The organism is Cryobacterium glaciale, assembly GCF_004402535.1.
GTDB lineage: Bacteria > Actinomycetota > Actinomycetes > Actinomycetales > Microbacteriaceae > Cryobacterium > Cryobacterium glaciale.
Window position 1 is genome coordinate 46,119 of record NZ_SOEY01000023.1, and the last position, 24,340, is coordinate 70,458.

24 protein-coding genes are annotated in these 24,340 nt (G+C 64.5%); 21 read left to right on the forward strand and 3 right to left on the reverse strand.

All coding sequences use genetic code 11. From position 1 onward, the window contains the following. The first annotated feature begins 278 nt into the window (after nt 1-278). The 3 genes from E3O06_RS11370 (at nt 279) to E3O06_RS11380 (ending at nt 1,836) form a co-directional block, all read left to right on the forward strand. Nucleotides 279-539, forward strand: a complete 261-nt coding sequence (locus E3O06_RS11370) for a type II toxin-antitoxin system Phd/YefM family antitoxin (RefSeq protein ID WP_134503506.1) — start codon at nt 279-281, stop codon at nt 537-539. Continuing rightward, nucleotides 539-796, forward strand: coding sequence for a Txe/YoeB family addiction module toxin (locus E3O06_RS11375; RefSeq protein ID WP_134503507.1), 258 nt, complete (start codon nt 539-541; stop codon nt 794-796). The genes E3O06_RS11370 and E3O06_RS11375 overlap by 1 nt, the downstream gene beginning before the upstream one ends. A 119-nt stretch (nt 797-915) precedes the next feature. Next, a complete protein-coding gene (locus tag E3O06_RS11380; RefSeq protein WP_134503508.1) occupies nt 916-1,836 on the forward strand; it encodes a hypothetical protein in 921 nt (306 codons plus the stop codon). Between the two features lie 282 nt (nt 1,837-2,118). Here the strand turns inward: E3O06_RS11380 and E3O06_RS11385 are convergent, their stop codons facing one another. Next, nucleotides 2,119-3,276 (reverse strand): ROK family transcriptional regulator, encoded by a 1,158-nt coding sequence (locus tag E3O06_RS11385; RefSeq protein ID WP_134503509.1) that lies wholly within the window; start codon nt 3,274-3,276, stop codon nt 2,119-2,121. Nucleotides 3,277-3,418: 142 nt separating this feature from the next. Between E3O06_RS11385 and E3O06_RS11390 the strand changes: the two genes are divergently transcribed. From E3O06_RS11390 to E3O06_RS11455, 14 genes are all read left to right on the forward strand, one after another. After that, a complete protein-coding gene (locus E3O06_RS11390; protein ID WP_134503510.1) occupies nt 3,419-4,459 on the forward strand; it encodes a substrate-binding domain-containing protein in 1,041 nt (346 codons plus the stop codon). 1 nt (nt 4,460) lies between these two features. After that, entirely contained in the window at nt 4,461-5,447 is a 987-nt protein-coding gene (locus tag E3O06_RS11395; RefSeq protein ID WP_134503511.1) for an ABC transporter permease, read from the forward strand. After that, nucleotides 5,444-6,223 (forward strand): ATP-binding cassette domain-containing protein, encoded by a 780-nt coding sequence (locus E3O06_RS11400; protein ID WP_241980113.1) that lies wholly within the window; start codon nt 5,444-5,446, stop codon nt 6,221-6,223. Before E3O06_RS11395 ends, E3O06_RS11400 begins: the two co-directional genes overlap by 4 nt. Before the next feature lies 1 nt (nt 6,224). Further along, nucleotides 6,225-7,136: a sugar phosphate isomerase/epimerase family protein gene (locus E3O06_RS11405; protein WP_134503512.1), complete on the forward strand. Its 912-nt coding sequence runs from the start codon at nt 6,225-6,227 to the stop codon at nt 7,134-7,136. A gap of 73 nt (nt 7,137-7,209) precedes the next feature. After that, a complete protein-coding gene (locus E3O06_RS11410; protein ID WP_134503513.1) occupies nt 7,210-8,082 on the forward strand; it encodes a sugar phosphate isomerase/epimerase family protein in 873 nt (290 codons plus the stop codon). Beyond that, nucleotides 8,069-8,797 (forward strand): nucleoside/nucleotide kinase family protein, encoded by a 729-nt coding sequence (locus tag E3O06_RS11415; RefSeq protein ID WP_134503514.1) that lies wholly within the window; start codon nt 8,069-8,071, stop codon nt 8,795-8,797. Before E3O06_RS11410 ends, E3O06_RS11415 begins: the two co-directional genes overlap by 14 nt. 208 nt (nt 8,798-9,005) lie before the next feature. Further along, nucleotides 9,006-9,983, forward strand: coding sequence for an acyltransferase family protein (locus tag E3O06_RS11420; RefSeq protein ID WP_166788197.1), 978 nt, complete (start codon nt 9,006-9,008; stop codon nt 9,981-9,983). Nucleotides 9,984-10,268: 285 nt separating this feature from the next. Beyond that, nucleotides 10,269-11,069 (forward strand): DeoR/GlpR family DNA-binding transcription regulator, encoded by an 801-nt coding sequence (locus tag E3O06_RS11425; protein WP_134503516.1) that lies wholly within the window; start codon nt 10,269-10,271, stop codon nt 11,067-11,069. A 173-nt stretch (nt 11,070-11,242) separates the two neighbouring features. Next, nucleotides 11,243-11,881: a DUF2291 family protein gene (locus E3O06_RS11430; protein WP_134503517.1), complete on the forward strand. Its 639-nt coding sequence runs from the start codon at nt 11,243-11,245 to the stop codon at nt 11,879-11,881. After that, the gene (locus tag E3O06_RS11435) at nt 11,878-13,455 is read left to right on the forward strand and encodes a sugar ABC transporter ATP-binding protein (protein ID WP_134503518.1); all 1,578 of its coding nucleotides are present in this window, start codon (nt 11,878-11,880) and stop codon (nt 13,453-13,455) included. The genes E3O06_RS11430 and E3O06_RS11435 overlap by 4 nt, the downstream gene beginning before the upstream one ends. Beyond that, a complete protein-coding gene (locus tag E3O06_RS11440; protein ID WP_134503519.1) occupies nt 13,452-14,579 on the forward strand; it encodes an ABC transporter permease in 1,128 nt (375 codons plus the stop codon). The genes E3O06_RS11435 and E3O06_RS11440 overlap by 4 nt, the downstream gene beginning before the upstream one ends. Nucleotides 14,580-14,635: 56 nt before the next feature. Beyond that, nucleotides 14,636-15,601, forward strand: coding sequence for a substrate-binding domain-containing protein (locus E3O06_RS11445; RefSeq protein WP_134503520.1), 966 nt, complete (start codon nt 14,636-14,638; stop codon nt 15,599-15,601). A gap of 111 nt (nt 15,602-15,712) precedes the next feature. Beyond that, nucleotides 15,713-16,771, forward strand: a complete 1,059-nt coding sequence (locus tag E3O06_RS11450) for an NAD(P)-dependent alcohol dehydrogenase (protein ID WP_134503521.1) — start codon at nt 15,713-15,715, stop codon at nt 16,769-16,771. Continuing rightward, nucleotides 16,768-17,451, forward strand: coding sequence for an HAD-IA family hydrolase (locus E3O06_RS11455; RefSeq protein ID WP_241980114.1), 684 nt, complete (start codon nt 16,768-16,770; stop codon nt 17,449-17,451). Before E3O06_RS11450 ends, E3O06_RS11455 begins: the two co-directional genes overlap by 4 nt. 9 nt (nt 17,452-17,460) lie before the next feature. Here the strand turns inward: E3O06_RS11455 and E3O06_RS11460 are convergent, their stop codons facing one another. Both E3O06_RS11460 and araB read right to left on the reverse strand, forming a co-directional pair. Continuing rightward, nucleotides 17,461-18,168, reverse strand: a complete 708-nt coding sequence (locus E3O06_RS11460; RefSeq protein WP_134503522.1) for an L-ribulose-5-phosphate 4-epimerase — start codon at nt 18,166-18,168, stop codon at nt 17,461-17,463. Beyond that, nucleotides 18,165-19,940 (reverse strand): ribulokinase, encoded by a 1,776-nt coding sequence (gene araB / locus E3O06_RS11465; RefSeq protein WP_134503523.1) that lies wholly within the window; start codon nt 19,938-19,940, stop codon nt 18,165-18,167. The genes E3O06_RS11460 and araB overlap by 4 nt, the downstream gene beginning before the upstream one ends. Before the next feature lie 213 nt (nt 19,941-20,153). On the opposite strand from araB, the gene E3O06_RS11470 reads away from it, so the two are divergent. From E3O06_RS11470 to E3O06_RS11485, 4 genes are all read left to right on the forward strand, one after another. Beyond that, entirely contained in the window at nt 20,154-21,146 is a 993-nt protein-coding gene (locus tag E3O06_RS11470; protein WP_166788198.1) for a site-specific integrase, read from the forward strand. Between the two features lie 125 nt (nt 21,147-21,271). Beyond that, a complete protein-coding gene (locus E3O06_RS11475; RefSeq protein ID WP_166788199.1) occupies nt 21,272-21,661 on the forward strand; it encodes a hypothetical protein in 390 nt (129 codons plus the stop codon). 3 nt (nt 21,662-21,664) lie between these two features. Then, nucleotides 21,665-23,203: an Hsp70 family protein gene (locus E3O06_RS11480; RefSeq protein ID WP_134503526.1), complete on the forward strand. Its 1,539-nt coding sequence runs from the start codon at nt 21,665-21,667 to the stop codon at nt 23,201-23,203. A 20-nt stretch (nt 23,204-23,223) separates the two neighbouring features. Further along, nucleotides 23,224-24,339 (forward strand): J domain-containing protein, encoded by a 1,116-nt coding sequence (locus tag E3O06_RS11485; RefSeq protein ID WP_134503527.1) that lies wholly within the window; start codon nt 23,224-23,226, stop codon nt 24,337-24,339. Nucleotide 24,340: the final 1 nt, after the last annotated feature.

Here is a 24,340-nt window from a genome sequence, read left to right on the forward strand (position 1 = left end):
CGCGAGGAACGAGCGATCGAGAGCCCCAGCTGGTACGTTTTGCCGGTAAATCTGCGACACGCCGAGCATTTTGGCACGAAAATACGGCGTGTCGCGAAATCTACCGGCAGTACACACACCTGCCAAGCACGCCACACCGCCAAGAAGCGGATGCCGCGCCGCGCCTCGCCCTCGCCCCGCACCCGCATCGCCCCTGCCGAGTTGGAAGAGCCTTGCCCCAGCAACCCCTCCTCGCCTAGGCTTGACGCGTACGTAATAACGCACGCATTGGAGGATTCATGGCCATCACAGCTACCGCCGCCCGCAAAGACCTCTACCGTCTCATCGAAGAGGTCAATCAGGACCACGACGAGATCGAAATCACCTCGAAGAACGGGTCGGCGTTCCTGGTCTCTGCGCACGAGTACAACGCCCTGAAGGAGACCGCGCATCTGCTGCGATCGCCCGCCAATGCGGCGCGACTGGCCCGCTCCGCGCAAGAAGTGCGGGACGGCCTTGCCACCCCGCACGATCTGGTGGATGACGACGAGACGCTGTAGTGCTCGCCCTCGCGTTCACCAACGACGGCTGGGATGACTCCCAATATTGGGTCACCACCGACCGAGCCACACTGAAACGCGTCAACACGCTCATCACCGCCGCCCGTCGAGATCCCACATCGGGAATAGGCAAGCCCGAGCAACTCAAATATCACGATGGCTCGCCCTGGTCGCGCCGTATTACGCAAGAGCATCGCCTGGTCTACTCCTTCGACGACGACCAGCTGATCGTCTGGCAGTGCTGCCTGCACTACTGAAGCCCGCATCGGTGGACTGTGCGCACATCGTTAAGGCAAACCCGGCTGGGGGTCGATGATTGCAAAGAGCGACTCACTTGATTGCAAGAACCTTCGATGATGACGGGCGCAGCCCCGAAGTGCTCACCGGCTTTTTGCCGACGGCGGCATTATGCTGCCGAGCGTTTCACCAGAAATCAAGCGCCTGCCGGCCTGGCCCGAGTCCGTTAATGTTCACGCGATCGCCGGCGGCTATTCAGTTGGGCTATTTCTCCGGCTATGAAGCAGCCACGTTCAATTTGGGTGATCTTGTTGTTTCGCTCGGCTCAGCTCTCGCCGGGGCGGATACGACGAAAGTCATTTCCTGTGCCGTCACCTTCGAGGTGGGCGTTGATTCAAGCGGATTCGCGGGTGCCTCGCTGAACAATCTGTCCAATGCGCAGCAGCGCTCACTAACCGCCTGCTATCACGCGGGCATGCTGTCAAACGTCGAGGTTATCAATGACGTGATTGGCACGGTGCAAAACGCCATCGAGCCCCAAGGAACGGCTCGCTCGGTTGACCTGTCGGGGTTCCAGATCACCCAGACAAGTCTCGAACCAATCAGCCCAAACACCAACCTGTTCATGATCAAGACGTTGGAGACAGACCGGCCGTCGATCCTCGCCGCAGCGCAAGCCGAGGCTGCAGCGGGTACGAGCGCGGATGCGCAGGCGTCGGTCCTGGTCGAAGGATTCGAGGACTGCGGGTACGCCGAGTGGTGCCCGGTGCTACCCACCGGCCCCGACGAAACGGCAGCCGGACCTTTCGTTCACTATCGAGGGTCGGACGAAGCGGCGAGTCCCGATTTCGTCGTTCTCTACCCGGCCAATCCGTACCAAGCCCTCACCTTTCCGAAAACTGATCGCGGAATAGGAGCCGGAGCAACCAAGCAGGACGTCATGACCGCCTACGCCGACGTGTTCGTCTGGGACTGGACAGTGACGTCGTCCCAGACGCCACCGAGCCCCGACACGCCGACAAAGCGTCGCCGGCGTGTCGGTGATGGCCGATTCGTGTGACACTCGGTCGCTGTGGTTCATGTTCGACGCAGACGACGTGCTCACAACCATCGGCGCGGACACGGCGTGGGACAACTGCACCGGTTAGCACGCACCTGAGCCGGACCGTTCAATTTCAAGCGGATGCCGCTTCGCACCATTACCCGCTGGTCGAGGCGCGAGGAACCAGTGATCGAGACTATTGGTTCCCGCGCTTGTGATCTCGATCGCTCGCGAGCTCGCGCCTCGATCGGCGAAGCCGCGCCTCGAGAGCTACGACACGAGCCGTCCGCATCACGCGGCCTACGCCGCCAGCCGCAACAGTTCCTCGATGGCGTCGGCCGAAAAGATCTGGTCAGCCGTGATGAGCGCGAGCCCGGTCACGCCGCCGAGGTTACCGAGCGTCGACGTCGTGATCACCAATCGGCGCGTGGCCAGCGGCGACGTGCGCTGGTAGACCCGCTCGCGCACCCCCGACATGAGTACCTCCTCGCACTCCGCGAGCTGCCCTGACACCACGATCACCGCCGGATTCAGAATGCTCACGAGCGACGCCACGGCATCCCCGAGTACCCGCCCGGCCTGACGCACCAGGCGCACCGCGGTGATATTGCCTTCCTTCACGAGCTGAACCACCTGGGTGGCCGACGACACGGCGATTCCCAGCTCGGTCAGGTCGCGCACGAGCGCCCATCCGCTTGCGTAGGCCTCGACGCAACCCACGTTGCCGCAGCGGCACTGCAGCAGTGCCGCGCCCTCGGCGAGTGCGGTGCGGGTGTGTCCGATATCGCCGGCTGCGCCCTCGTTGCCGCGCACAACCTGCCCGTTGAACACGAGCCCCGAACCGATGCCGGTGCCGAGCTTCAGGCTGATCAGGTTGTCGGCCTGCAGCGTGCGCGCCTCCACGGCCGCGCGCGCGTTCGCGTCGTTCTCGACCACCACCGGCACCTGAAATCGTGACCGAAACCAACCGGCAATATCGAATCCGTCCCAGCCGGTCATGATCGGCGGGTTCACCACGCGCCCGGCCGCAAAATCCACCGGACCGGGCACACCCACACCAATTCCCCACACACCGGTGAGGTCACCGAGCCCGTCGAGCGCCTCGAGCACCTCGCCGAGAACTCGTTCCGGCCCCTCCCACACGTTGACCGTGCGGGTCACGTATCGCAGCGGCGTGCCTTGCAGATCGCACAGCGCCACCGTGAAACCGGATGCCCCCACATCGACCGCGAGTAAACCCGCGCGAGCCGGGTTGAACGCGAAAAGGCTCGACGGTCGTCCCCCGGTCGACTCACCCCCGCCGATGGCGGAGATTAAGCCCGCAGCGTGCAGAGCGGTCAGCCGCTGGTTCACCGTGGATCGCGACAGCCCCGTAATCTCCATCACATCCGTGCGACTCAGCTGCCGCTGCTCGCGAAACAGCGTCAGCACGTCGCTGATATGGGAGTTGAGTGTCATGGGGCTCCATCGCCAAAAGTTGTTTTGATCTTACTCCACCGTAAAGATTCTGTACTTTTGTATTGTGAAAACTCGAAAGTCGCGCTAGTTTCTCTACATTGGCACACAGTGGTGCCCCGACTCCCATCAGAGGACACACAACATGTTCAGCAATGACGCCACATGGTCACGCACCCTGCGCGTGGCCGTTCCCCTCGGGGCCCTCGCCCTAATCCTGGTCGGCTGCTCCGGCGGCGCCGCCGACACCAACGCCGACGGTGACGGCGGCACCAAGGTCGCCGCGGTGATCAAGGGCCTCGACAACCCCTTCTTCCAGGCGATGGAAGACGGCATCACCGACACCGCGAAGACCGACAGCGTCGACGTGACCGTGCAGGCCGCCGCCGATGTCGGCGACACCTCCGGCCAGGCCGACAAGCTCAGCGCCCTCGCCGGCCAGGACTTCGGCTGCTTCGTCATCAATCCCATCAGCGGCACCAACCTGGTGCAGGCCCTCAGCCAGGTGTCCACCGCCGGCAAGGCCATCGTCAACATCGACAGTCCCATCGACCCCGACGCCGCCGCAACCGCCAACCTCAACATCTCCACCTACATCGGCACCGACAACGAGGCGGCCGGTGGCAAAGCCGGCGACTTCATCAGTGAGCAGGTGCCCGCCGGCAGCAAGATCGCCATCATCGGAGGCATCGCCGGTGACGTCACGAGCGCCGCCCGCGTCGACGGCTTCCGGGCCGCGGCCAGCGGCCTCGACGTCGTGCAGGAGACCGCCGCCGACTGGAAGCGCGAGGTCGCCCTCACCGCGGCGACCGACATCATCGCCGCGAACCCCGACATTGCCGCCTTCTTCGCCGCGAACGACGACATGGGCCTCGGCATCGTCAAGGCCATCGAGAACGCCAACCGCACCGGCGAGATCGTGGTCGTCAGCGTCGACGGCAATAAGGACGCCCTCGAATCCGTGCAGGACGGCGGACTCACCGCCACCGTCGCTCAGTACCCGTACGCCATTGGCGCCCTCGGGCTGCAGGCCTGCGAGGTCGTCGCGGCCGGCGGAACCCTGCCGAAGTCCATCGAGTCTCCGACCGCGCTGGTAACGGCCGACGTCGCCGTCGACGCGATCGACATGTTCCCGCAACCCTTCGAGGAGTTCGAGAACCCGCTCACCGAGTTGCTGAACAAGTAACATGCCCACCCAAACCAAAGCGGATGCTCCACCGCGCCAAACCCCGCCGCTGATCGCACAGGCCAAACAGGTGAGCTTCTGGGCCGAGCAGGCTGCACCGATCGGTCTGGTCGGGCTGGTGATCGTCTTCGGCATCCTGAGTCCGACCTTTCTCACCCTCGGCAACATCCGGGCCATGCTGGTGGCCGCGGCCATTCTGGTCGTGCTGAGCGTTGCGCAGTCCTTCGTCATCACCACCGGCGGAATCGACCTGTCCATCTCGGCCACCATGACGGTGGGGGCCGTCGGATTTGGACTCGCCTGGCAGGCCGAACTCGGATTCGTGCTGGCTGCGGTCGTGGCGGTCGCATCCGCTTTGGTTATTGGGCTGATCAATGGGCTGCTGATTGCGCGGGGCAAGGTGACCGACTTCATCGCAACCCTGGGCACGTTGTCGGTCGCGACCGGCCTCGCGCTCATCTTCAGTGATGGCAAGCCGATCACCGTGAACAGCTCGGAGCTGCTCACGCTCACCTCGGGCTCGCTCGGCATCTTCGGCTACCCGATCATTCTCGCCGTGATCGTGGGTGCCCTCGGCTGGTTCGTCATGTTTCGCACCCGGTTCGGCCTGCACGTGCAGGCGGTCGGTGGCAGTGAAGAGAGCGCGGTGGCCAACGGCATCAATGCTCCGAGGGTGCGCATCGCCGTGTACCTGATCAGCGCCGGCCTCGCCGGTGTGGCCGCCCTGCTGCTGGTGGCCCGCGTCGGCGCCGCCGAGCCCGCGATCAACACCGCGTTCTTGCTCAACTGCATCGCCGCGGTCGTGCTCGGCGGGGTCAGCCTCACCGGCGGCAAGGCCCGCATCGTCGGCCCGATCATCGGCGCGCTGCTGCTGACCGCCCTCACCAACGGACTCACCCTGCTCGGTGTCTCCCAGTTCTATCAGCCCCTCGCGGTCGGCCTGGTTGTCGTTCTGGCCGCCCTACTCACGAGGTTTCAGAAGAAATGACCATGCACACCGAATTGCGTCAGCCGTCGTCGCCCACCAAGGACGTGCTGCTCGAAGCCACCGACATCAAGAAGTCGTTCGGCGGGGTGCACGCCCTCAAGGGTGCATCGATCACCATGCGCCGTGGCGAGATTACCGCGCTGGTCGGAGACAACGGGGCCGGGAAGAGCACGCTCGTGCGCTGCCTCTCCGGCATTCACAAGCCCGACTCCGGCACCATTCGGCTCGACGGCGAGGTCATCAACTTCGCCACCCCCAACGATGCCCGCAAACAGGGCATGGAGACCGTGCAGCAGAACCTCGCCCTGGTCGAAGAGCTCGCCGTCTGGCAGAACTTCTTTCTCGGTCGAGAACTCGTGCACGGGCCGTTTCGCACCCTCGACCGCAAACTCATGAAGAAGACCGCGGCCGACCTGCTCAAGAACCTTGCGGTGAACGTGCCGCCGGTCACCAGCAAGGTGCGGCGTCTGTCCGGCGGGCAGCGCCAGGCCGTGGCCATCGCGCGGGCCGCCGGCTGGGGCAGCAAAATTGTCATCATGGACGAGCCCACCGCCGCCCTCGGCGTGCAGGAAACGGCCAAGGTCGAGCAGGTCATTCTCACCCTGCGTGACTCCGGGGTCTCGGTGCTGCTGATTAGCCACAACTTCGATCAGGTAATGCGCCTCGCCGACCATGTCTGGGTCATGCGCGCCGGCCTCTCGGTCGCGCAACGCCGCACCAGCGAGTCGAGTGGTGACGAGCTGGTCGCGTTGATCACCGGCGCAAAGGCGAACTGACGTGGGCAATGCCATTGGTATTCATGCCGGCGTGTGGGTGGGCGACTGGTCGCCCGCATCCGCTCGCTACGCCATCGCGCAGAGCGCTCAGGCCGGCTTCGACCTCATCGAGATCCCCGCGGTCGACCCGCGCACGGTCGACTCGGCCGAGACCGTCGCCCTCCTCGCCGAGCACGGTCTCGACGCGGTCGTCTCGCTCGCGCTGGGCAGACGCGACGACATCAACACGACGGATGCGCACGCCTCCGCTCGCGGGGAACGTCGCCTGCTCGACGCGGTCGCCTTCGCCGGCGACCTCGGAGCGAGCTATATCGGGGGAGTGCTCTACTCGATGATGGGCAAATACGATGTGGCGCCGAGCGAGCAGGCCCGCGACAACTCGCTCGCCGTGCTCGGGCGGGTGGCCGAGGCCGCCGGAAAGTTCGGCATCACCCTCGGCCTCGAGTACGTCAACCGGTACGAGAGCAACCTGCTGAATACCGCCGCGCAGACCGTGCAGTTCATTCACGACCTCGCCGCCAGCAATGTTCGCCTGCACCTCGACACCTATCACGCCAACCTCGAGGAGCAGGGTCAGGCGGCCGCGGTGCGAGATGCCGGGCCACACCTCGTCTATATCCATGCCGCCGAGAATCATCGCGGCGCACTCGGCACCGGCAACATCGACTGGCCGGGTCTGTTTCGGCAGCTCGCGCTGAGCGGCTACACCGGGCCGATCACGTTCGAGTCCTTCGCGGGCACAATACAGCCAGTGCATGTCGCCACCGACATTGCCCTCTGGCGCAACCTCTGGAGTGACCCGGCAGCCCTGGCCCGCCAGGCCCACGGCTTTATCGCCGCCCAGCTCGCCGCCGCGAGGAGCGCGACAGAAGACACTGTCACAGCCACCGCCGACTTCGCCACCGTGCCCTGACACCGGCACCCGCCGGGTGCCCACGTAACCATCCTTGACGCCAGACCGAACCACACAATTCAAAGGAACTCTCATGCCCAGCAACAAACTCGGAGTACACGCCCTCGTCTTCTCGGGCGGAACCGGCCCCGCCGAAGTCACCTATGCCATCGAACAGGCCAAAAGGAGCGGCTTCGACATTCTCGAGCTCTCCCTGCACGACGCCAAGAACCTCGATGTCGCAAGTGCCCGCACCGCCCTCGACGCCGCCGGCCTCGACGTGGTCTGCTCTCGCGGGCTGTCGTTCGCCGCCGACGTCTCGAGTGATGACCCGGCCGTCGTTGCCCTCGGTGCCACGCTGCTGCACGATTCGCTCAAGATCACCCACGACCTGGGCGGAACGTTCTTCACCGGCGCCCTGTACAGCGCCCTCGGCAAGTACAGTGCTCCGCTCAGCAGCAAGGGCCGCGCCAACGTCGTCGCCGTGCTGCGCGACCTCGCCGTCGAGGCGCAGGGCCTGGGCATGAGCCTCGGCCTCGAAATCTGCAACCGCTACGAAACCAACGTCATCAACACAGCCGCGCAGGCCCTGGCGCTCGCCGACGATATCGGCGAAGACAACGTGCTCATCCACCTGGATTCGTACCACATGAACATCGAGGAAGACGACTTCGTGCGCCCGGTGCATCTCGTCGGTGACCGCCTCGGCTACGTGCACATCGGCGAAAACCACCGCGGCTATCTCGGCAGCGGCCACCTCGACTTCAGCGCGTTCTTTCACGCCCTCGCCGACATCAACTACACCGGTTCCATCACCTTCGAATCCTTCTCCTCCGCGATCGTCTCGCCGACCCTGTCAAACGACCTGGCCATCTGGCGCAACCTCTGGAACGACGGCCCCGCGCTCGCCGCCCACGCCCACACCTATCTCGCGACCGCCCTGGAGTCGGTTCATGCCGAACAGTGACCTCCGCGCTGCCGTGCCGCACCCCCCTTCCGCTGATGCCCAAACCGCGCAAGCGGATGCCCCAGCCGAGCCCGCGGCATCCGCTGACCTGACCGACCTCGCCCACCGCGTCATCGCGCTCCTGCCGGAGCGCGGGCGCATTGTAGTCGGGATCGCCGGCAGTCCCGGCGCCGGCAAAACCACCCTCGCCATGAACGTCGCAGCGAGGATCAACGAGCTGCTGGGCAGCGCGGAAACAGCGGTGCACCTGCCGATGGACGGCTTTCATCTCGCCAATGCGACCCTCGATCGGCTCGGACGCCACGACCGCAAGGGTGCTATCGACACCTTCGACGGCTGGGGATTCGTCGCCCTGCTTCGCCGCCTGCTGGTGGAGACCGATCACACGGTCTACGCGCCGAGCTTCGACCGCAGGGTCGACGAGGGAATTGCGGCCGAGATCGCCGTGCAGCCCAGCGCGCGCGTGGTGATGGTGGAGGGCAACTACCTGCTCGCCGACACCGAGCCGTGGAGAGAGATCGCCGGTCTGCTCGCCGAGGCCTGGTTCTGCGAGACCAGCGAGGCCGAGCGCCTGCGCCGACTGGTCGACCGGCATGAGCGCCACGGCCGCAACCCCGAGGCCGCGCTGGCCTGGGCCGAGTCCGTGGACGGCAAGAACGCCTTGCTCATCGAGGCCACCCGGGCCCGGGCCACCCTCACCATCTCGGGCCAGTAAGCCTTAACGCCGCTTGTCGAGCTCACCTTCGCTGCTCGAGGAGCCGCACGTCGGTGTTGAGCCCGTCGAAACACGCCGGTCTCGAGACCCGCGTCGCCACTGGTCGAGGAGTCGGCACGCCTTCCGCCGGTGTCTGGAGCCCCCAGTTTCCTTCGGCTCGCCGCAAACATTCAGCGAGCCGAAGGCGCAGAGTCCTAGGCTTCGCCACGTGGACAGTACAAGAACGCGCTCGGCCGCGATCGATGGCTTGCGCGTTCTCGGCATCGTTGGCATCGTCGCTGGGCACGTCTGGTCGGACCGCAGCAATGACATCGCCCGCATGGGTCTATACACCTGGCACGTTCCCGTGTTCTTCTTTCTGGGTGGATACCTCTGGGCCAATGAACGGTCGCTGGGCACCGAATTCGGCAAGCGGGTACGCACTCTGCTCGTGCCCTACGTCGCATGGCTGCTGCTCATCGGTGCCGTCTATGGCACGTACCTGTGGGCGAACGGGAAGTCTCTGCAATTCGGCAACGTGTTGCTCGGCGGTTCATACATGGGCGCACCATTTTTCGCCTTCTGGTTCGTCACCGCGCTCTTCGGTGCATGCCTGCTGCTTCGTGCACTCCAACGTTTTCCCGTCTGGCTGCCCTGGGGAGTGGCCGCCGCCGGATTGGGAGTGGCCTACCTCGCCCCCGATTTCTTGACCACTGTCCCCTTCTCGCTGGGCGTTGCCGTCCCGGCCATGATTTTCATCCTCGCTGGTATTTCTTTTCGCCGGATCGCCCCAAGACTTGAGAGGGGCTGGGTTTCAGTTGCACTCCTGGCCGGCTCAGCAGCCCTCATCGTGACCGGCGTATCGCAGCCACTGGACATGAAGCAGGGGGATTTTGGCACCCCCGTGCTCAGTGTCGTCATTGCCAGCGCCATTTCTGCTGGTCTCGTCCTCCTGTTTCACGGGATGTTCGCTTCCAGCACGCCACGTGTTGCGAGGCTCGTTACGCGCGCGGCCACGGTCGGCCTCGCGGTTGTGCTCACTCACAGTGCGTTCATTATGTTGCTGAGTGAAGTCCCAGTGCACATGCCCGCGGTCCTGCACTTCCTCGTTGTTCTCGTGGTGTCGTGGTCGCTCGCGTATCTCCTCAGTCGAACGCCGCTCGGTAGCGTATTCACCGGTGTTGCCACGGCGTCATTCAGCCAATGACCGAGATCTGGTCATCTCAGGCAACATCGACGCGGCATCCCGAAAGCGGATGCCGCACCCAGAGATGCCGCCGCACCCCCGCCCCCCGCCCGCTGGTCGAGGCGCAAGGAACGAGCGATCGAGACCCTCCGTCTGGGATCTCGATCGCTCGCAAGCTTGCGCCTCGATCAGCGGATGCTCGCCTGCACTACCGCCGAAACCCGCCTAGCAGCAAACTGCTATGTGACGCTGATTGTTATAATCTCAGGACGCAGCACATAATGCGCGAGACGGCGGGCGGGAACGATGTCGAAGAATACGGCAGGCAAGAAAGAACAGCGTCTGGCCTTCATTACGGAGCTCATCAACCGCGAGGGGTATGTCACCGTCGACGCCCTGGCCGAAACCTTGAGCCTGAGCCGCATGACCGTGCACCGTGATCTCGACGAGTTGCAGAGTGCGAGCGTGCTGCGCAAGGTGCGCGGGGGAGCGTCGGCGTTCCGTTCCGCCCAGTTCGAGAGCGGACACACCTTTCGGGCCCGCCTAGCGCTCGACGAGAAGAGGCAGATCGCCAAGGCCGCCGCCGCGCTCGCCTCCCCCGGTGACGTGATCATCATCGACGCATCCACCTCGGCGATGGCCGTGGTGCCGCATCTCATGGAAATCCTTCCGCTCACGATCATCACCAACTACTGGACGCTGCTCGAAGAACTCCGGGGAAAGTCCGACATCAACCTGATCGGCCTCGGCGGCAATTACGTTCATCAGTACAATGCATTCCTCGGTGTGGTGTGCGAGCAGGCGCTGTCAGAGCTGTACGCCGACGTGCTCTTTGCCTCGGTATCCGCCCTCACCGACCTCACGCTGTATCACCAGGACCAACGCATCGTCTCGGTAAAGCGGGCGATGATGCAGGCCTCAAAGCGACGAGTATTGCTGCTCGACAACTCGAAGATCGGCCACGGTTCTCTGCACCGGTTGGGAAGCGTGACCGAATTCACGCACGTCGTGGTCGATCACGACGTTCAGGACGCCGTCGTGGAGAAAATCCGCGACGCGGGGGTCGACGTCATCGTCGCTGCAGAGGACTCGCCGCAGCCCAATTGACACGATTCAAATAATTTGTGATCTTTTGTTTCAAATAGAACATTTTTGTGTGAACTTCGTGTTAGATTCTCGGTGCAGGCTGTTTTTGCCCGATCACCACCGGCATCTTCGGCTCGTACGACGCACGCAGGAACGGCCTGCGGTTGTCGCTGCAAAGGAGCAGTCCGAGACGAATGAGTTCACTCACCGCACGTCGCAAATGGCGCACCATCCTCGTCATCGCTCTGCCGGTGGTTCTGATCGGCCTGATGGCCGCCAACACCAAGGTTCTGACCGCTGACGAAGTAGCCAAAGTGAACCCCGCTGCGTTCGACGCCGCCGTGTACGCAGCCGACGAGTACCCGGGCATCGTCACCGCAGTGAAAGCGGATGCCGTCGACCTCGCCCTGGTTGCGCAGGATCCCGCCACGGCCGGTGACGAGTACGGCAACCTCGCCGGAACCGACAAGTACGCCATCCCGGTCACCCTCACGGGAACCGTCAACACCGTGGACGCGAACTTCATCGCACTGACCGTCGACGGCCTGCCGGATGGCAGCGACGTGCGGGTGTCGATCGGGCAGGCCATCAACGGCACCGCCCTCCGAGACGTCACCGGCACCACCAAATTCGCTGACTTCCAAAATCAGACGGACTACCAGCAGGTTGCCAACGAATACAAGGCGCTCACCCTCACCGCCGTCGTCGCCGACCTGAACGCCGCGGCACTGTCCGGCACCGAGATCACCGTCGTGGGTATCGTCGTCACGAACTCCGGCCCCGACGGCACCTACCTCATCACGCCCGTGTCGATCGAGGGAATCCAGCCGTGATCGCCGAGCCGCTGACCCGACCCGCCGCGACGCACTCCGACGTGGTGCTCCGCGCGGTCGATATCACCAAGAGCTACGGAGCCACGCAGGCGCTCAAAGGCGTGAACTTCGACGTGCGCAAGGGCGCCGTCACCGTGCTGTTCGGAGAAAACGGCGCCGGCAAGTCCACCCTCATGAAGATCCTCGCTGGCGTCGAGTCGCCCACTAGCGGCCACCTTGAACTGCACGGCAGCAAGATCACCCTCGAGGCTCCCACTCACGCCGTCGACCTGGGCATCTCGATCATCCACCAGGAACTCAACCTGTGCCCCAATCTCAGCGTTCGCGACAACATCTTCATCGGCCGCGAGCTCAAGACACCGCTCGGCAGTGTCGACTACCGGGCCGAGCACGCCATCGTTCAAAAGTTAATGGTGCGCCTGGAAGAACAGATCGACCCGAACACGCTCGTGGCCGACCTGCGCCTGGGCCAGCAGCAGATCATTGAGATTGCGCGCGCTTTAGCAGCGGATGCCCGAATCCTCATCATGGATGAGCCCACCTCGGCCCTGAGCGCCACCGAAGTCGGCGTGCTCTTCAAAGTGATCCAGGACCTCATCGACGACGGCGTGGCCGTGGTCTACATCTCGCACCATCTCGAAGAAGCCATCGAAGTCTCCGACTACGCCGTGGTCTTTCGGGACGGCGAGCTCGTTGCCACCGAAGAGGCCAAAAACATCGACCTCGCCTGGGTCGTCGGCAAAATGACCGGCCGCGACGCCGAATACGACTTTCGCGACGAGCCCCGCAACTACGGCGAGGTCGCGCTCTCGGTGCAAAACGTGTCGATGGTCGACCCGACCGGCGCCGGCCGCCTGTCGGTGAGCGGCGTGTCGATCGACGTGCGCGAGGGCGAGATCGTGTGCCTGTACGGACTGATGGGCGCCGGGCGCACCGAACTCGTCGAGGCGCTCGCCGGCCGCGAACCGGTGGCGGCCGGCCGGGTGTTGCTCGGCGGAATCGACCTGCGCGGCCGATCGATCGGCGAACGCATCGCGATGGGCATCGGCCTGGTTCCCGAGGACCGTCAACGGGACGGCCTGGTGCAAATGATGTCCGTGGGGCAGAACGCCTCCCTCGCCAGCCTGCTCGGCGTCGTAAAGAATTTTCTCCTCTCCCGTTCCCGCGAACTCCGCAATGTGGAGCAGCAGATCAGCGACCTGCAGATCAAGACCGCAGGCCCGGCAGCAGGCATCACCTCCCTCAGTGGCGGCAATCAGCAGAAAGTGGTGATCGGCAAAATGCTGCTCACCGAACCCAAGGTGCTTCTGCTCGACGAACCCACCAGAGGCATCGATGTCGGAGCGAAGGGGGAGATCTTCAGTCTGCTCTTTCGCGAAGCCGCGAAGGGGAGAGCGGTTCTCTTCGTGACGAGCGAGATCAGTGAGGCTCTCACTGCCTCCCACCGCATCGTCGTGATGTCCAAGGGCCGCATCGTGCGCGAATTCGATCCGCGCACCAGCACGAGAGAAGAAGTCATGGCCGCCTCGGGCGAGTCCGAAATCGGTACCCACCCAATTGGAGAAGACCAGTGAGCGCATCCGCTGAGGCAAGCAAGACGATCAAGGCGAACAAGAAGCCGTTCAATCTCAACGGGGTCTTGATCGAAGGGCGTGCGCTCATCGCGCTCATCCTGATCATCATCGTGTTCTCGCTGTTGTCGCCCAACTTTCTGGCGCTCGACAACTTCATCATCATGACCCGGCACGTGGCCATGAACGCGATCCTCGCCATCGGCATGCTCATGGTCATCCTGAACGGCGGCATTGACCTCTCCGTGGGCTCGACCGTGGGTCTCACCGGTGTCATCGCGGGGTCGCTGCTCGAGGGCCTCTCCATTCCGGTGCTCGACGTGTTTCTCTACCCGGCCGTCTGGGTGGTGATCGTCATCTCGCTCGCCGTTGGCGTGCTCGTGGGGTTCATCAATGGCGTTCTCATTGCCAAATTCAAGGTGGCCCCGTTCATCGCTACCCTCGGCATGCTCTACGTTGCCCGTGGGGTGGCACTGCTCATCACCGACGGAACACCGTTTTCGAGGCTGAGCGGTGAGCCGGCCCTGGGCAACACCGGGTTTCTCGACATCCTCAAGAGCAGCCCGCTGGGCCTGCCCCTGCCCGTCTGGTCCATGATCTTCTTTGCCCTGATCTTCGCTCTCGTGCTCGGCAAGAGCGCCTTCGGCCGCTGGCTTTACGCCACCGGCGGCAACGAACGGGCCGCTGAACTCTCCGGCGTTCCGGTGAAGAAGGTGCAGATCGGCGTGTACGTGCTCTCGGGCCTGTGCGCCGGTGCCGTCGGCCTGCTGCTCACCGGCGACCTGTCCTCCGCGACACCCGCGGCCGGCCAGTTCTTCGAGCTGAACGCCATCGCCGCGGCGGTCATCGGCGGCGCCGCGCTCTCCGGCGGGCGTGGAACCATCCGGGGCACTCTCATCGGTGCTTTTGTCATCGGTTTCCTCGTCGACGGCCTCGTGATCGTGGGCGTGTCCCAGTTCTGGCAACAGATCATCAAGGGCGCGGTCATTATCATCGCGGTGGCCCTCGACCAGTTCCAGCAGACGCTCGAAAAGCGGCGCTCCATTCGCACCGTCACAGCGTCCATCCCCCCAACTCCGCCTCGGAACGAGAACAGAAATCCTCTGACCAGCGCGGGCACCAGCTAGCCGACAGTTTCGTCGTCTGGTTCAGCACTCACTCACACAGTTCGAAAGGTTTTTGAATGTTTCGCAAAGTTGCAACATTGACCATCATCGGGGCCACCGTCTTCGCCCTGGCGGGGTGTTCCGCCACGCCCGCGTCTGACGCGAACGGAAAGGGAACGATCGCCGTCATCGCCGTCGACCTGGCCAGCCCGTACGAACGGGTACTCGCCGATGCTGCCGAGGCAGCCATCATCGAGGCTGGCTATGAAGCCACCGTCAATGCCCACGAGCTCGACCCCGACCGGGAAAACCAGCTCATCGACGCGGCCATCAGCACCAAGGTGAAGGCCATCATCCTCGACCCGGCCGGCGCCGACGTCAGCGTGGCCGCCGTGCAGAAGGCAACGGATGCCGGCATCCCCGTTTTCATCCTCAACGCCGAGATCTCGGAACAGGGGATCGCTAAGTCGCAGATCGTCTCCAACAACGCCCAGGGCGCCCTGCTCGGGGCCGAAGCCTGGGTGGAAGCGATGGGCGGCGCTGGCACGTACGTAGAACTCATCGGCCCGGCAACAGACAACAACGCCAAGGTTCGTTCAGACGGCTACGCCTCGGTCATCTCCGGTTACCCCGACCTCGTGAAGGTCGGCGCGGAAACGGCCAACTGGTTGCGCGGCCTGGCCAAGGAAAAGATGGAGGGCATGATTGCCGCCAACCCCGACATCACCGGTGTCATCGCCGGCAATGACGAGATGGCGCTCGGCGCGATCGAGGCCCTCACCCAGGCCGGCATGATCGACCGGGTGAAGGTACTCGCGTTCGACGGTTCCGTCGACGCCGTTGAAGCCGTGCGCTCGGGAACCCTCGTTGCCACGGTGCTGCAGCCGGTGCTCGGCGTCGTTGATGCCACGGTCGCGCAGGCCGTGTCCTACATCGAGACCGGCGAAACCGGCGTCGATGACGAGAAGCAGAGCATCGACTGCCTCATCATCACTCCCGAGAACGAGGTCAAGTACGTGTCCGCCTTCACCCTCGAGTCTTAAGCGCAGGCAGCATCCGCTTACCGGGTCGCCGCCAGACGGCGGCCCGGTGAGCCCCAGCAATAACACCTAACAGCACACGGTGGCCGACGGCCCTCGTGGGAAAGCACCCCCATGTCTCACGAGTCAACGCTCACTGCACTGCCCACCTCGATGCGCGCGAGCGTACTGATCGCACCGCGCACGGTGGAGGTGCGACAGGTTCCGGTACCGAGCCTCACGAGCGACCAGGTGCTGGTGAAGATCACCGCCATCGGCGTGTGCGGTTCTGACACCCACTTCTTCACCGAGGGACACATCGGTGACCTCGTGGTCGACGGTCCTCTTATTCTTGGTCACGAGTCGGCCGGCCGGATTGTGGCCGTGGGGTCCGACATCTCCGATGAACGCATCGGTGAGCGCGTCTCGATTGAGCCGCAGACCCCCTGCCGCGTGTGCACCTACTGCAAGATCGGCCAGTACAACCTCTGCCCCGACGTGGCATTCTATGGAGCACCCGGAACGGATGGCGCGTTCTCCGAATACGCCGTCATTCCGTCCGACTTCGCCCACGCCGTGCCCGATTCCCTCAGCGATGAGGCCGCCGCACTGATCGAACCCCTGTCGGTGGCCATCTTCGCCTGCCGCAAGGCCGGGATCGTCGCCGGTTCCAAGGTGCTGGTGGCCGGGGCCGGCCCGATCGGCGTGGTCATCACCCAGGTAGCTCGGGCCTTCGGCGCCACCGTTGTGCTCGTGGCCGACCCGGTCGCGCAGCGTCGCGAAACCGTCGTACGTTTCGGAGCCACCCGCGCCATCGACCCGCTGACCGAAGACGTGGCCGCGCTGTCGCCGGCCGTCGACATCTTCATCGATGCGTCAGGCGCCGGACGCGCCATCCAGTCCGGCATCCGCGCGGTGCGCTCGGGCGGGCGCGTCGTTCTCGTGGGCATGGGCCAGGTCGACCTGGAACTGCCCGTCGCACTCATCCAGATGCGCGAGATCGAACTGACCGGTATCTACCGGTACGCCAACACCTGGCCGCTCGCCATTGAACTCGCCTCCACCGGTGTGGTCGACCTGGACTCACTCGTCACCGGGCGCTTCGGCCTCGATGACGTCGCTGAGGCCCTGCTCAAGGCCGGCACCGATCCCGCCGCGCTGAAATCGGTGGTGTTGCCCGGACTCACCGCGTGAGCCCACACACCCCTGCCGCGCTTTCGGGGTTGGTGGGCAGTCGATTCGACGCGGTGCTGTTCGATATGGACGGAACCCTGATCGACTCCACCCAGGCCGTGGAACGGGCGTGGCAGCGCTGGTCGAACGAGCTGGGCATCCGTAACCCGTTCGGTAAGCAGGGGCACGGCCGGCCGGCCGAAGACCTCGTGCGCGAGGTCGTGCCCCCTGAGCGCGCAGCGGTGGCGGTGATTCGTTTGCGTCAGCTCGAGGAGAGTGACACCAACGGTGTGATCGCCCTGCCCGGGGTGCAGCACCTGCTGCGCTCGCTGCCGGCCGAAAACTGGGCCATCGTCACGTCATGCACGCGCGATTTGGCCTTCGCCCGGCTGGCGGCTGCCGGTCTTCCGGCGCCGACCCACATGATCACCTTCGACGATGTCGAGGCGGGAAAACCGAGTGCCGACCCGTTTCTGTTGGGGGCGAGTCGCCTCGGCGTCGATCCGGCTCGGTGTCTGGTGGTTGAAGACACCGTGGCCGGGCTGATCTCCGGTCGCGCTGCCGGTTGCACGACCCTCGCCGTGACCGGAACGCAGCCGCTGCACGAGCTGCGCGCGCACGCCGACCACGTGACGTCGAGTCTGGAAGACCTCGTGTTGGTCGGCCGGGCGAACGAACTCGAGGTCGTCCTCGGCGCGTAGCTCGAGAATCTACAGTGCGCCCTGCGGTGCCTGTCCGTAGACGTTCTGGTAGCGGTCGAAGAGCGAATCGATCGCGGCCTGCGGAATAGGCACCAGGGGGCCGCCGGCGCGGGCGGCCTGCACCGTGCGCGCCACGTCCTCGACCATGACGGCCGCCTTGACGGCGTCACGGGCATTCTTGCCGATGGTGAACGGGCCGTGGTTCTGCATGAGAACGGCGCGGGAGCGGTGCCCGGTGAGGGTCTGCACGATTCCACGGCCGATGGAATCGTCGCCGATGATGGCGAATGGTCCGATCGGGATCTCCCCGCCGAACTCGTCGGCCATCGCTGTGATCACGCAGGGGATCGCTTCGGCCCGGGCCGCCCACGCGGTGGCGTAGGTCGAGTGGGTGTGCACGACGCCACCGACCTCGGGCATGTTCCGGTAGACGTAGGCGTGCGCGGCGGTATCGCTCGAGGGCGAGCGCTCGGCGCCCGCCGTGCCGGCGACGACGGTGCCGTCGAGGCGGCAAAGGATCATGTTCTCCGGTGCGAGGTCTTCGTACAGCACACCACTCGGCTTGATCACGAAGAGATCCGCGCCGGGCACCCGACCTGAGACGTTGCCTCCCGTCCACACGACGAGGTCGTTTTTGGTCAGCTCGGCGTGCAGCAGCGCGATGTCGGTGCGCACCTGGGCGATGGACGACTCCACCGAGGGTTCGAACAGGCTCATGCGGTTTCCTTGCCAGTAATCGGGGCTGCAATGGCCTCACGCTTAAGCGCTTTCAGTCGATGCATGACCTCGTTGGCACCGCGCCCAAAGTAGTCGTGCAGCAATTCGTACTCAGCGAACAGGCGGTCATAGACCCCGGCCGAGCGCTCGTTCGGCGTGTACACGTTCTTGTTCAGCTTGCCCATGGCCTGGCCAGCCGCGCGCACGTCCGCGTAGGCATTGGCAGCCACCGCGGCGTGAATGGCCGCTCCCAGGGCGGGGCCCTGCTCGCTGGCGATCGTGGAGATGGGCAGGCGCAGAATGTCACTGTAGGTCTGCATCAGGAACGCGTTCTTGAGCAAGCCCCCGGCAACGATGAACTCCGTCACGGGAACCCCGCTCGCGTTGAACGACTCGACGATGCTGCGCGCACCGAAGGCGGTCGCCTCCAACAGGGCCCGGTAGATCTCCTCGGTGCGAGTGGTCAACGTCGTGCCGAGCACCAGCCCGGAGAGTTCGTGATCGACCAGCACCGAGCGGTTGCCGCTGTGCCAATCCAGGGCGATCAGGCCGTGCGCCCCGACGGGGGCGCGCGCTGCGAGGTCGGTCAGGTACTGGTGAATGCTCTGGCCCGCGTGCTCAGCGGCCTCGAAATAGCGTGGGGGCACCTGCGTGTTGATGAACCAGGCGAAAATATCGCCGACGCCGGACTGCCCGGCTTCGTAACCGTAGAGCCCCGACACGATGCCGCCATCGACCACACCGCACATGCCGGGAACCTCGGCCAGCTGGTCGGAATTCATCACCTGGCAGGTTGATGTGCCCATGATGGCTACCATCTGGCCCGGCTCGACGGCTTGCGCCGCGGGGGCGGTGACGTGGGCGTCAACATTGCCGACAGCCACGGCGATGCCTTCGGGAAGTCCGGTCCATAGGGCCGCCTCGGCCGACAGTGTTCCGGCCGCATCGCCGAGCTGCCCGATCTCATGGGCGACCTTGTCGTTGGCGAACTGGGCGAACGCAGGGTTCAGTGCGCCGAGAAAATCCTCGGTCGGGTAGGCGCCGTTCTGAAAGATCCCTTTGTAGCCGGCGGTGCAGGCGTTACGCACATAGCGACCGGTCAGCTGCCAGACGATCCAATCGGCAGCCTCAACCCAGTGTTCCATCCGGTTGTAGAGCTCGGGGTCTTCCTCCAACAGCTGCAGGCCCTTGGCGAACTCCCACTCGCTCGAGATCAGTCCGCCGTATCGCGGCAACCAGGTCTCGTCTCGCTCGAACGCCAGGTCGTTGATGCGGTCGGCGTGCGGCTGGGCCGCATGGTGCCGCCAGAGCTTCACGTAGGCGTGCGGGCGGTCCGCATATTCGGGCAACTCGTTCAAGGGGGTGCCATCGGCCAGGGTCGGAACCATCGTGCACGCCGTGAAGTCGGTGCCCACGCCGATCACCTGGGCCGGATCGATGCAGGCCGCAGCCAGCGCAGCGGGCACCGCACTTTTCAAGACGTCAACGTAGTCCTGGGGCACCTGCAATGCCCACTCCGGTGGAAGGGCGGCGCCGGTCGCAGCCAGCGTCGTGTCCATGACACCATGCGGGTAATCGAGGGTCGCCGATCCCAGCTCGGCCCCGTCTGACACCCGCACGACGACGGCCCGACCAGACAGGGTGCCAAAGTCAATGCCCACAACGTACTCTGCGGTTAGGTCAGGTCGGGCGTTCAACGTGGTGAATCCTTTGTCTCGTGGGCATGACGCAAAACAGAAGAAATGTGACGTATTTTGATACGTAACAAACATTCTATGTTACGTCGAACGGCCACAACAAGGGGCGCCGGTCACCCCGCCGGTCACCCCGCCGGTCACCCCGCCGGTCGAGGCGCGAGGAACGAGCGATCGAGACCCCGGCCGCACCCACCCCCAGTGAGCGTCACATCAGTGCCCAAGTCCGTGCTGGCGTAACAATTCTTGCTACGTTGCGAGCATGCGAGCAGCAGAATGAGTCGTCGGCGGGTGGCTGGTGCACCCCTCGCAGCCGCGTCACAGCGGGCCTATCTCAGCGACATTCGAGACATCGAATCCTGGTGCCAGACCGTGGGGATCAAGAACATGGCCCACATCGATGCCGGGCAGCTCTTCGCCTATTTTGTCGGCCTGGTGCGGCGCGGTCGCGCCAGCGCCACTCTTCGCCGTCGACTCACCGCGGTGCGCTGGTACATCGAGAATGAACGCGACGTGAAGATCACCAGCGCGACCCTGAGGCACATCGAGAAGCGCGTCCTCAAGGGTGTGCTCGGCCATACCGGCGTGCTCGTCGTCTCGGAGGATTCCATCATTCGAGCGGGACTCACCGCCGTACTCGGTGATGCCGGCGTGCTGTGCTGGTCAGAAAACGTCTGGACCCTCGACCCCGCGACCCTCGAGTGCTGGGACTACGTGCTGGTCTGGATCCGTGCCACGAAGGGTGTCGATGCTTACGGTGCGATCGAGGTCGTTCGCGGGGTTGACCCCGAAATCACGGCCCGCGTTCCCATAATTGCCGTGTATTCCGGCCCGGTTTCCACCGTCGTGCAGCTTCGGCTCTCTGAAGCCGGCGCACGCTACTTTGTTCCCCACACGTGGCTTTCCGACAACATCACCGACCTGTCGCGCCGCCTCGCCTCGGCCGATGTTCCGCTGCGCTACCACCTCGAAACCCCCTTCGCCTTGAGGCAGCACCTCGGCCTCAGCCTCGGCGGCGATCTCGGAGAACTCCTCGACGCAGCCGACCTGGTGCCCGTAGCCGTCTGGACCCACGATCTGCCCCAGGAGAAGCTGCCGATTGCCCGATCCGACATCCTGCACCTGCGACGCGTCGGGCTCGAGAAGGCCGGCATTCCCGTGCCGGAGGAGGGCCGCTACTCCACCGCTTTTCGGCTCGCACCGCTCCTACCCAACTGGACCACCATTCGCCGCATCGTTCGGGAGGCGTGGGGAATCGGTCCAGCCCGCAGCGACAACCCCTAGCACACGGCTTTGGCGCAAAGCTAGAGCGTCGCACTGTGGCGACCCGTTTTCTAGTCTCTTGATTACCGCGCTGGCGGTCTGCAGCCGCAGACCGGTGCGCGGCACCGAGACGGGGAGCACAATACATGGATGCCGTGAGCGCAATATTCGTCGTACTGATTCTGCTCATCGTCGTGATACTCGTGCTTTCTGCCTGGCTCAACAACGCGAGCCAACGGGAGGTGCAAACCCAGGTCACGCTGAGCCCCCAGCGGGCGGCAGATGTCGCGAACACCGCGTTCAATACCTTCACCTGGAAAGACGTGGGCGGCCCCGGCGACATCAACAAGCGTCGCCGCACCATGAATGACTCCGGCCCGGTCATCTCCATCGATGTCGCCGATCTGCCGAGCGGCGGTTCCAACATCACCGTCTGGATGTCGGCGTGGACCAAGAAGGGCCCCACCATTCAGGGTTCCGACATTGTCATGCGCCAGCGCAGCAAGATCATCAAGCGTCTCGAAGCCGAGGTCTGATCCGTGGCACTTGCAATCGGCATCGACCTCGGCACCACGTTCAGTGCCGTCGCTATCCTCCGCGCCACCGGCGAGGCAGAGATTCTGCCCAACCGTGACGGTGATGACATCACGCCATCAGCTGTGCTCTTCGAAGAATTCGACGGCGTCGACCAGCCGCTCGTTGGCACCATGGCCAAGCACTCAGCCGTCGGCTCGCCCGACAACTACGTTGCTTTCGTCAAACGCCACATGGGCGACCCGGCCTGGCGCTTCGACAGCACCTCGGGCGCGAGCTACACGCCCGAAGAGATCTCCGCGCTCATTCTTAAACGCCTCAAAGAGGATGCCGAACTCGCGTTGGGCGAGCCCGTCACCGATGCGGTCATCACCGTGCCGGCCTACTTCGACGATGCCCGGCGCACCGCCACCAAACACGCGGGCAAGATAGCCGGACTCACCGTGCTGCGGGTGCTCAACGAGCCCACCGCAGCCGCCATCTCGTTCGGGCTCTCTACCGCGGCCAGCGGCACGGTGCTCGTGTACGACCTCGGCGGCGGCACCTTCGACGTCACCCTCATGCGCATTCACGACGGCGACTTCGAGGTGCTCGGCACCGACGGCGACCGCAACCTCGGTGGCTTCGACTTCGACAACCGCCTGATGGAGCACATCAGCAAGCAGGTCGTGGCCCAGGGCGGGCCCGACCTGCTCTCGATCGATGCCGACAGCTCTGCCTCGGCGATGCTGCGTGAGAAGGCCGAGATGGCCAAGCGCAGTCTCACGACCGTGGAGATCGCCAACGTGCATTTGAGTGCGGGCGGCAAATCCTTTCGCATCGCCGTGACCCGCGCCGAGTTCACCAAGATGACCGAAGATCTGCTGCGCCGCACCGAAGACCTCACCGAGAGCGTGCTCGAGATCGCCAATGTGGCCTGGAAAGACGTGGACCACCTGTTGCTCGTCGGCGGGTCCACCCGCATGCCGATGGTGCGCCACCTCGTTGAGGGGCTGGCTGGGCGCCCCGCCGATCGCCGCGTGCACCCCGACCACGCCGTCGCCCTCGGCGCGGCCATCGAGGCCGCCGCCGGTGTCGCCAAGAGCGCCGGTCTCGACCTGGATATTTACGAGGGCAAACCGCTCAACGTCTCCGACGTCACGTCGCAGGCCATGGGTGTGCTTACGAACGGCAGCGCGGGCAAGACGATCAACGCCATCATCATTCCCCGCAACACCACGATTCCGGCAAAGCTGGCCAGCACGTTTTATACCGTGGTTGACCAGCAGATTTCGGTCGAGGTTGAAGTCACCCAGGGCGACGACACCGACCCGCAGTATGTCGTGGTCGTCGGCTCGAAGGTTTTGTCGATTCCTCCGTATCCCGCCGAATCACCCATTCAGGTGATCTACGCCTACGACATCGACCAGACGATTTTCGTCGAGGTGATCGACCTCGTCGCCAACGTCTCGCTCGGCACCTTCGAGATCGACCGTCTCGCCAACATGGACGACGCCCAGGTAGCCAACGCCACCAACAAGGTCGCCCAACTCACCGTTCTTTAGCCAACTCTCGGGAAGCAGCCATGACGTTTATCGACTACTACAACATCCTCGAAGTCCCGCCCACGGCTCAGGCAGACGAGATCAAGACAGCGGTGAAGGCCCAACGCCGCGAGTGGAACAAGCGGCAGGGTCACCCGAGTGTGGACATCCGCTCGCGTGCTGAGAAAATGACGCAATACCTGTCAGAAGCCGAGAAAGTGCTGCTCGACCCCTCGCAGCGCGCCGACTTCGACCGCCAACTAGCCGCCAACGCTGCCAAGCCCGAGGCCTCGACCGCGGGCATCCGCGATTGGGTAGCTTCGGCCCGGGAATACCTCGACAGCAACAGCGCGGTGCAGGCCAACGCTGCCGCCCGCGAGGCCACCACCAACGAGCCGAACAATCCGGAAGCCTGGTACGTGCGCGCCTGCGCATCCGAGGCCCTGAGCGATTACGGTGACGCCACCTTCGCCATCAGCGAGGCTCTGCGCCTGACCCCGTCGAACGCCGTGTTCCACTGCGAGCTCGGTGACATCTACGCCGTCAGCGACCAGTGGCCGGCGGCTAAGTCGGCCTACGAGCGGGCGAGTGCCCTCGAGCCCGAGAATCCGTTCTACATCGCCGGAGTAGCCAGCGCCCTGATCGCTCTCGACCAATCAGTCGCCGCTCTGCCGATGCTCAAGAAGGTGGCGGCCGAGTACGCCGCGGTCGACCTGTTCCAGGAGAAATACGCGATTGCCCTGCTCGACAGTTCGGTGGAGCAATGGTCTACCTTTCCCGACGGCTCGACGTCTATGCTCACCGCGGCGCAGGTTGAACTCACCCAGAAGGCGCTCGAGGTGGTCTCGGGGCTGCGTATCAACGACCCGGATCTGCGGGCCCACCAGGGTGAGATCACTCGCCAGGTCGACAACGCGGCGCGGGAACAGTGGCACGGCTCTGACAACCTGCTCGGCTACGTCATGGGTCTCGGCCTGTCCTTCATTATCGCCGTCATCTCCATCTCCATGGGCGGGGGTGGGGTCGCCGTCGGCCTGATCTTTCTCGCCGGCACCGGGCTCATCGTCTACCTGTTCGTCAAGCGCCACCGCATGGCCGGCTGGCAGTGGTCGGCCAGGCATGCGCCGGTGCGCGTGCGCGCCTCCGGAGTGCAGTAGG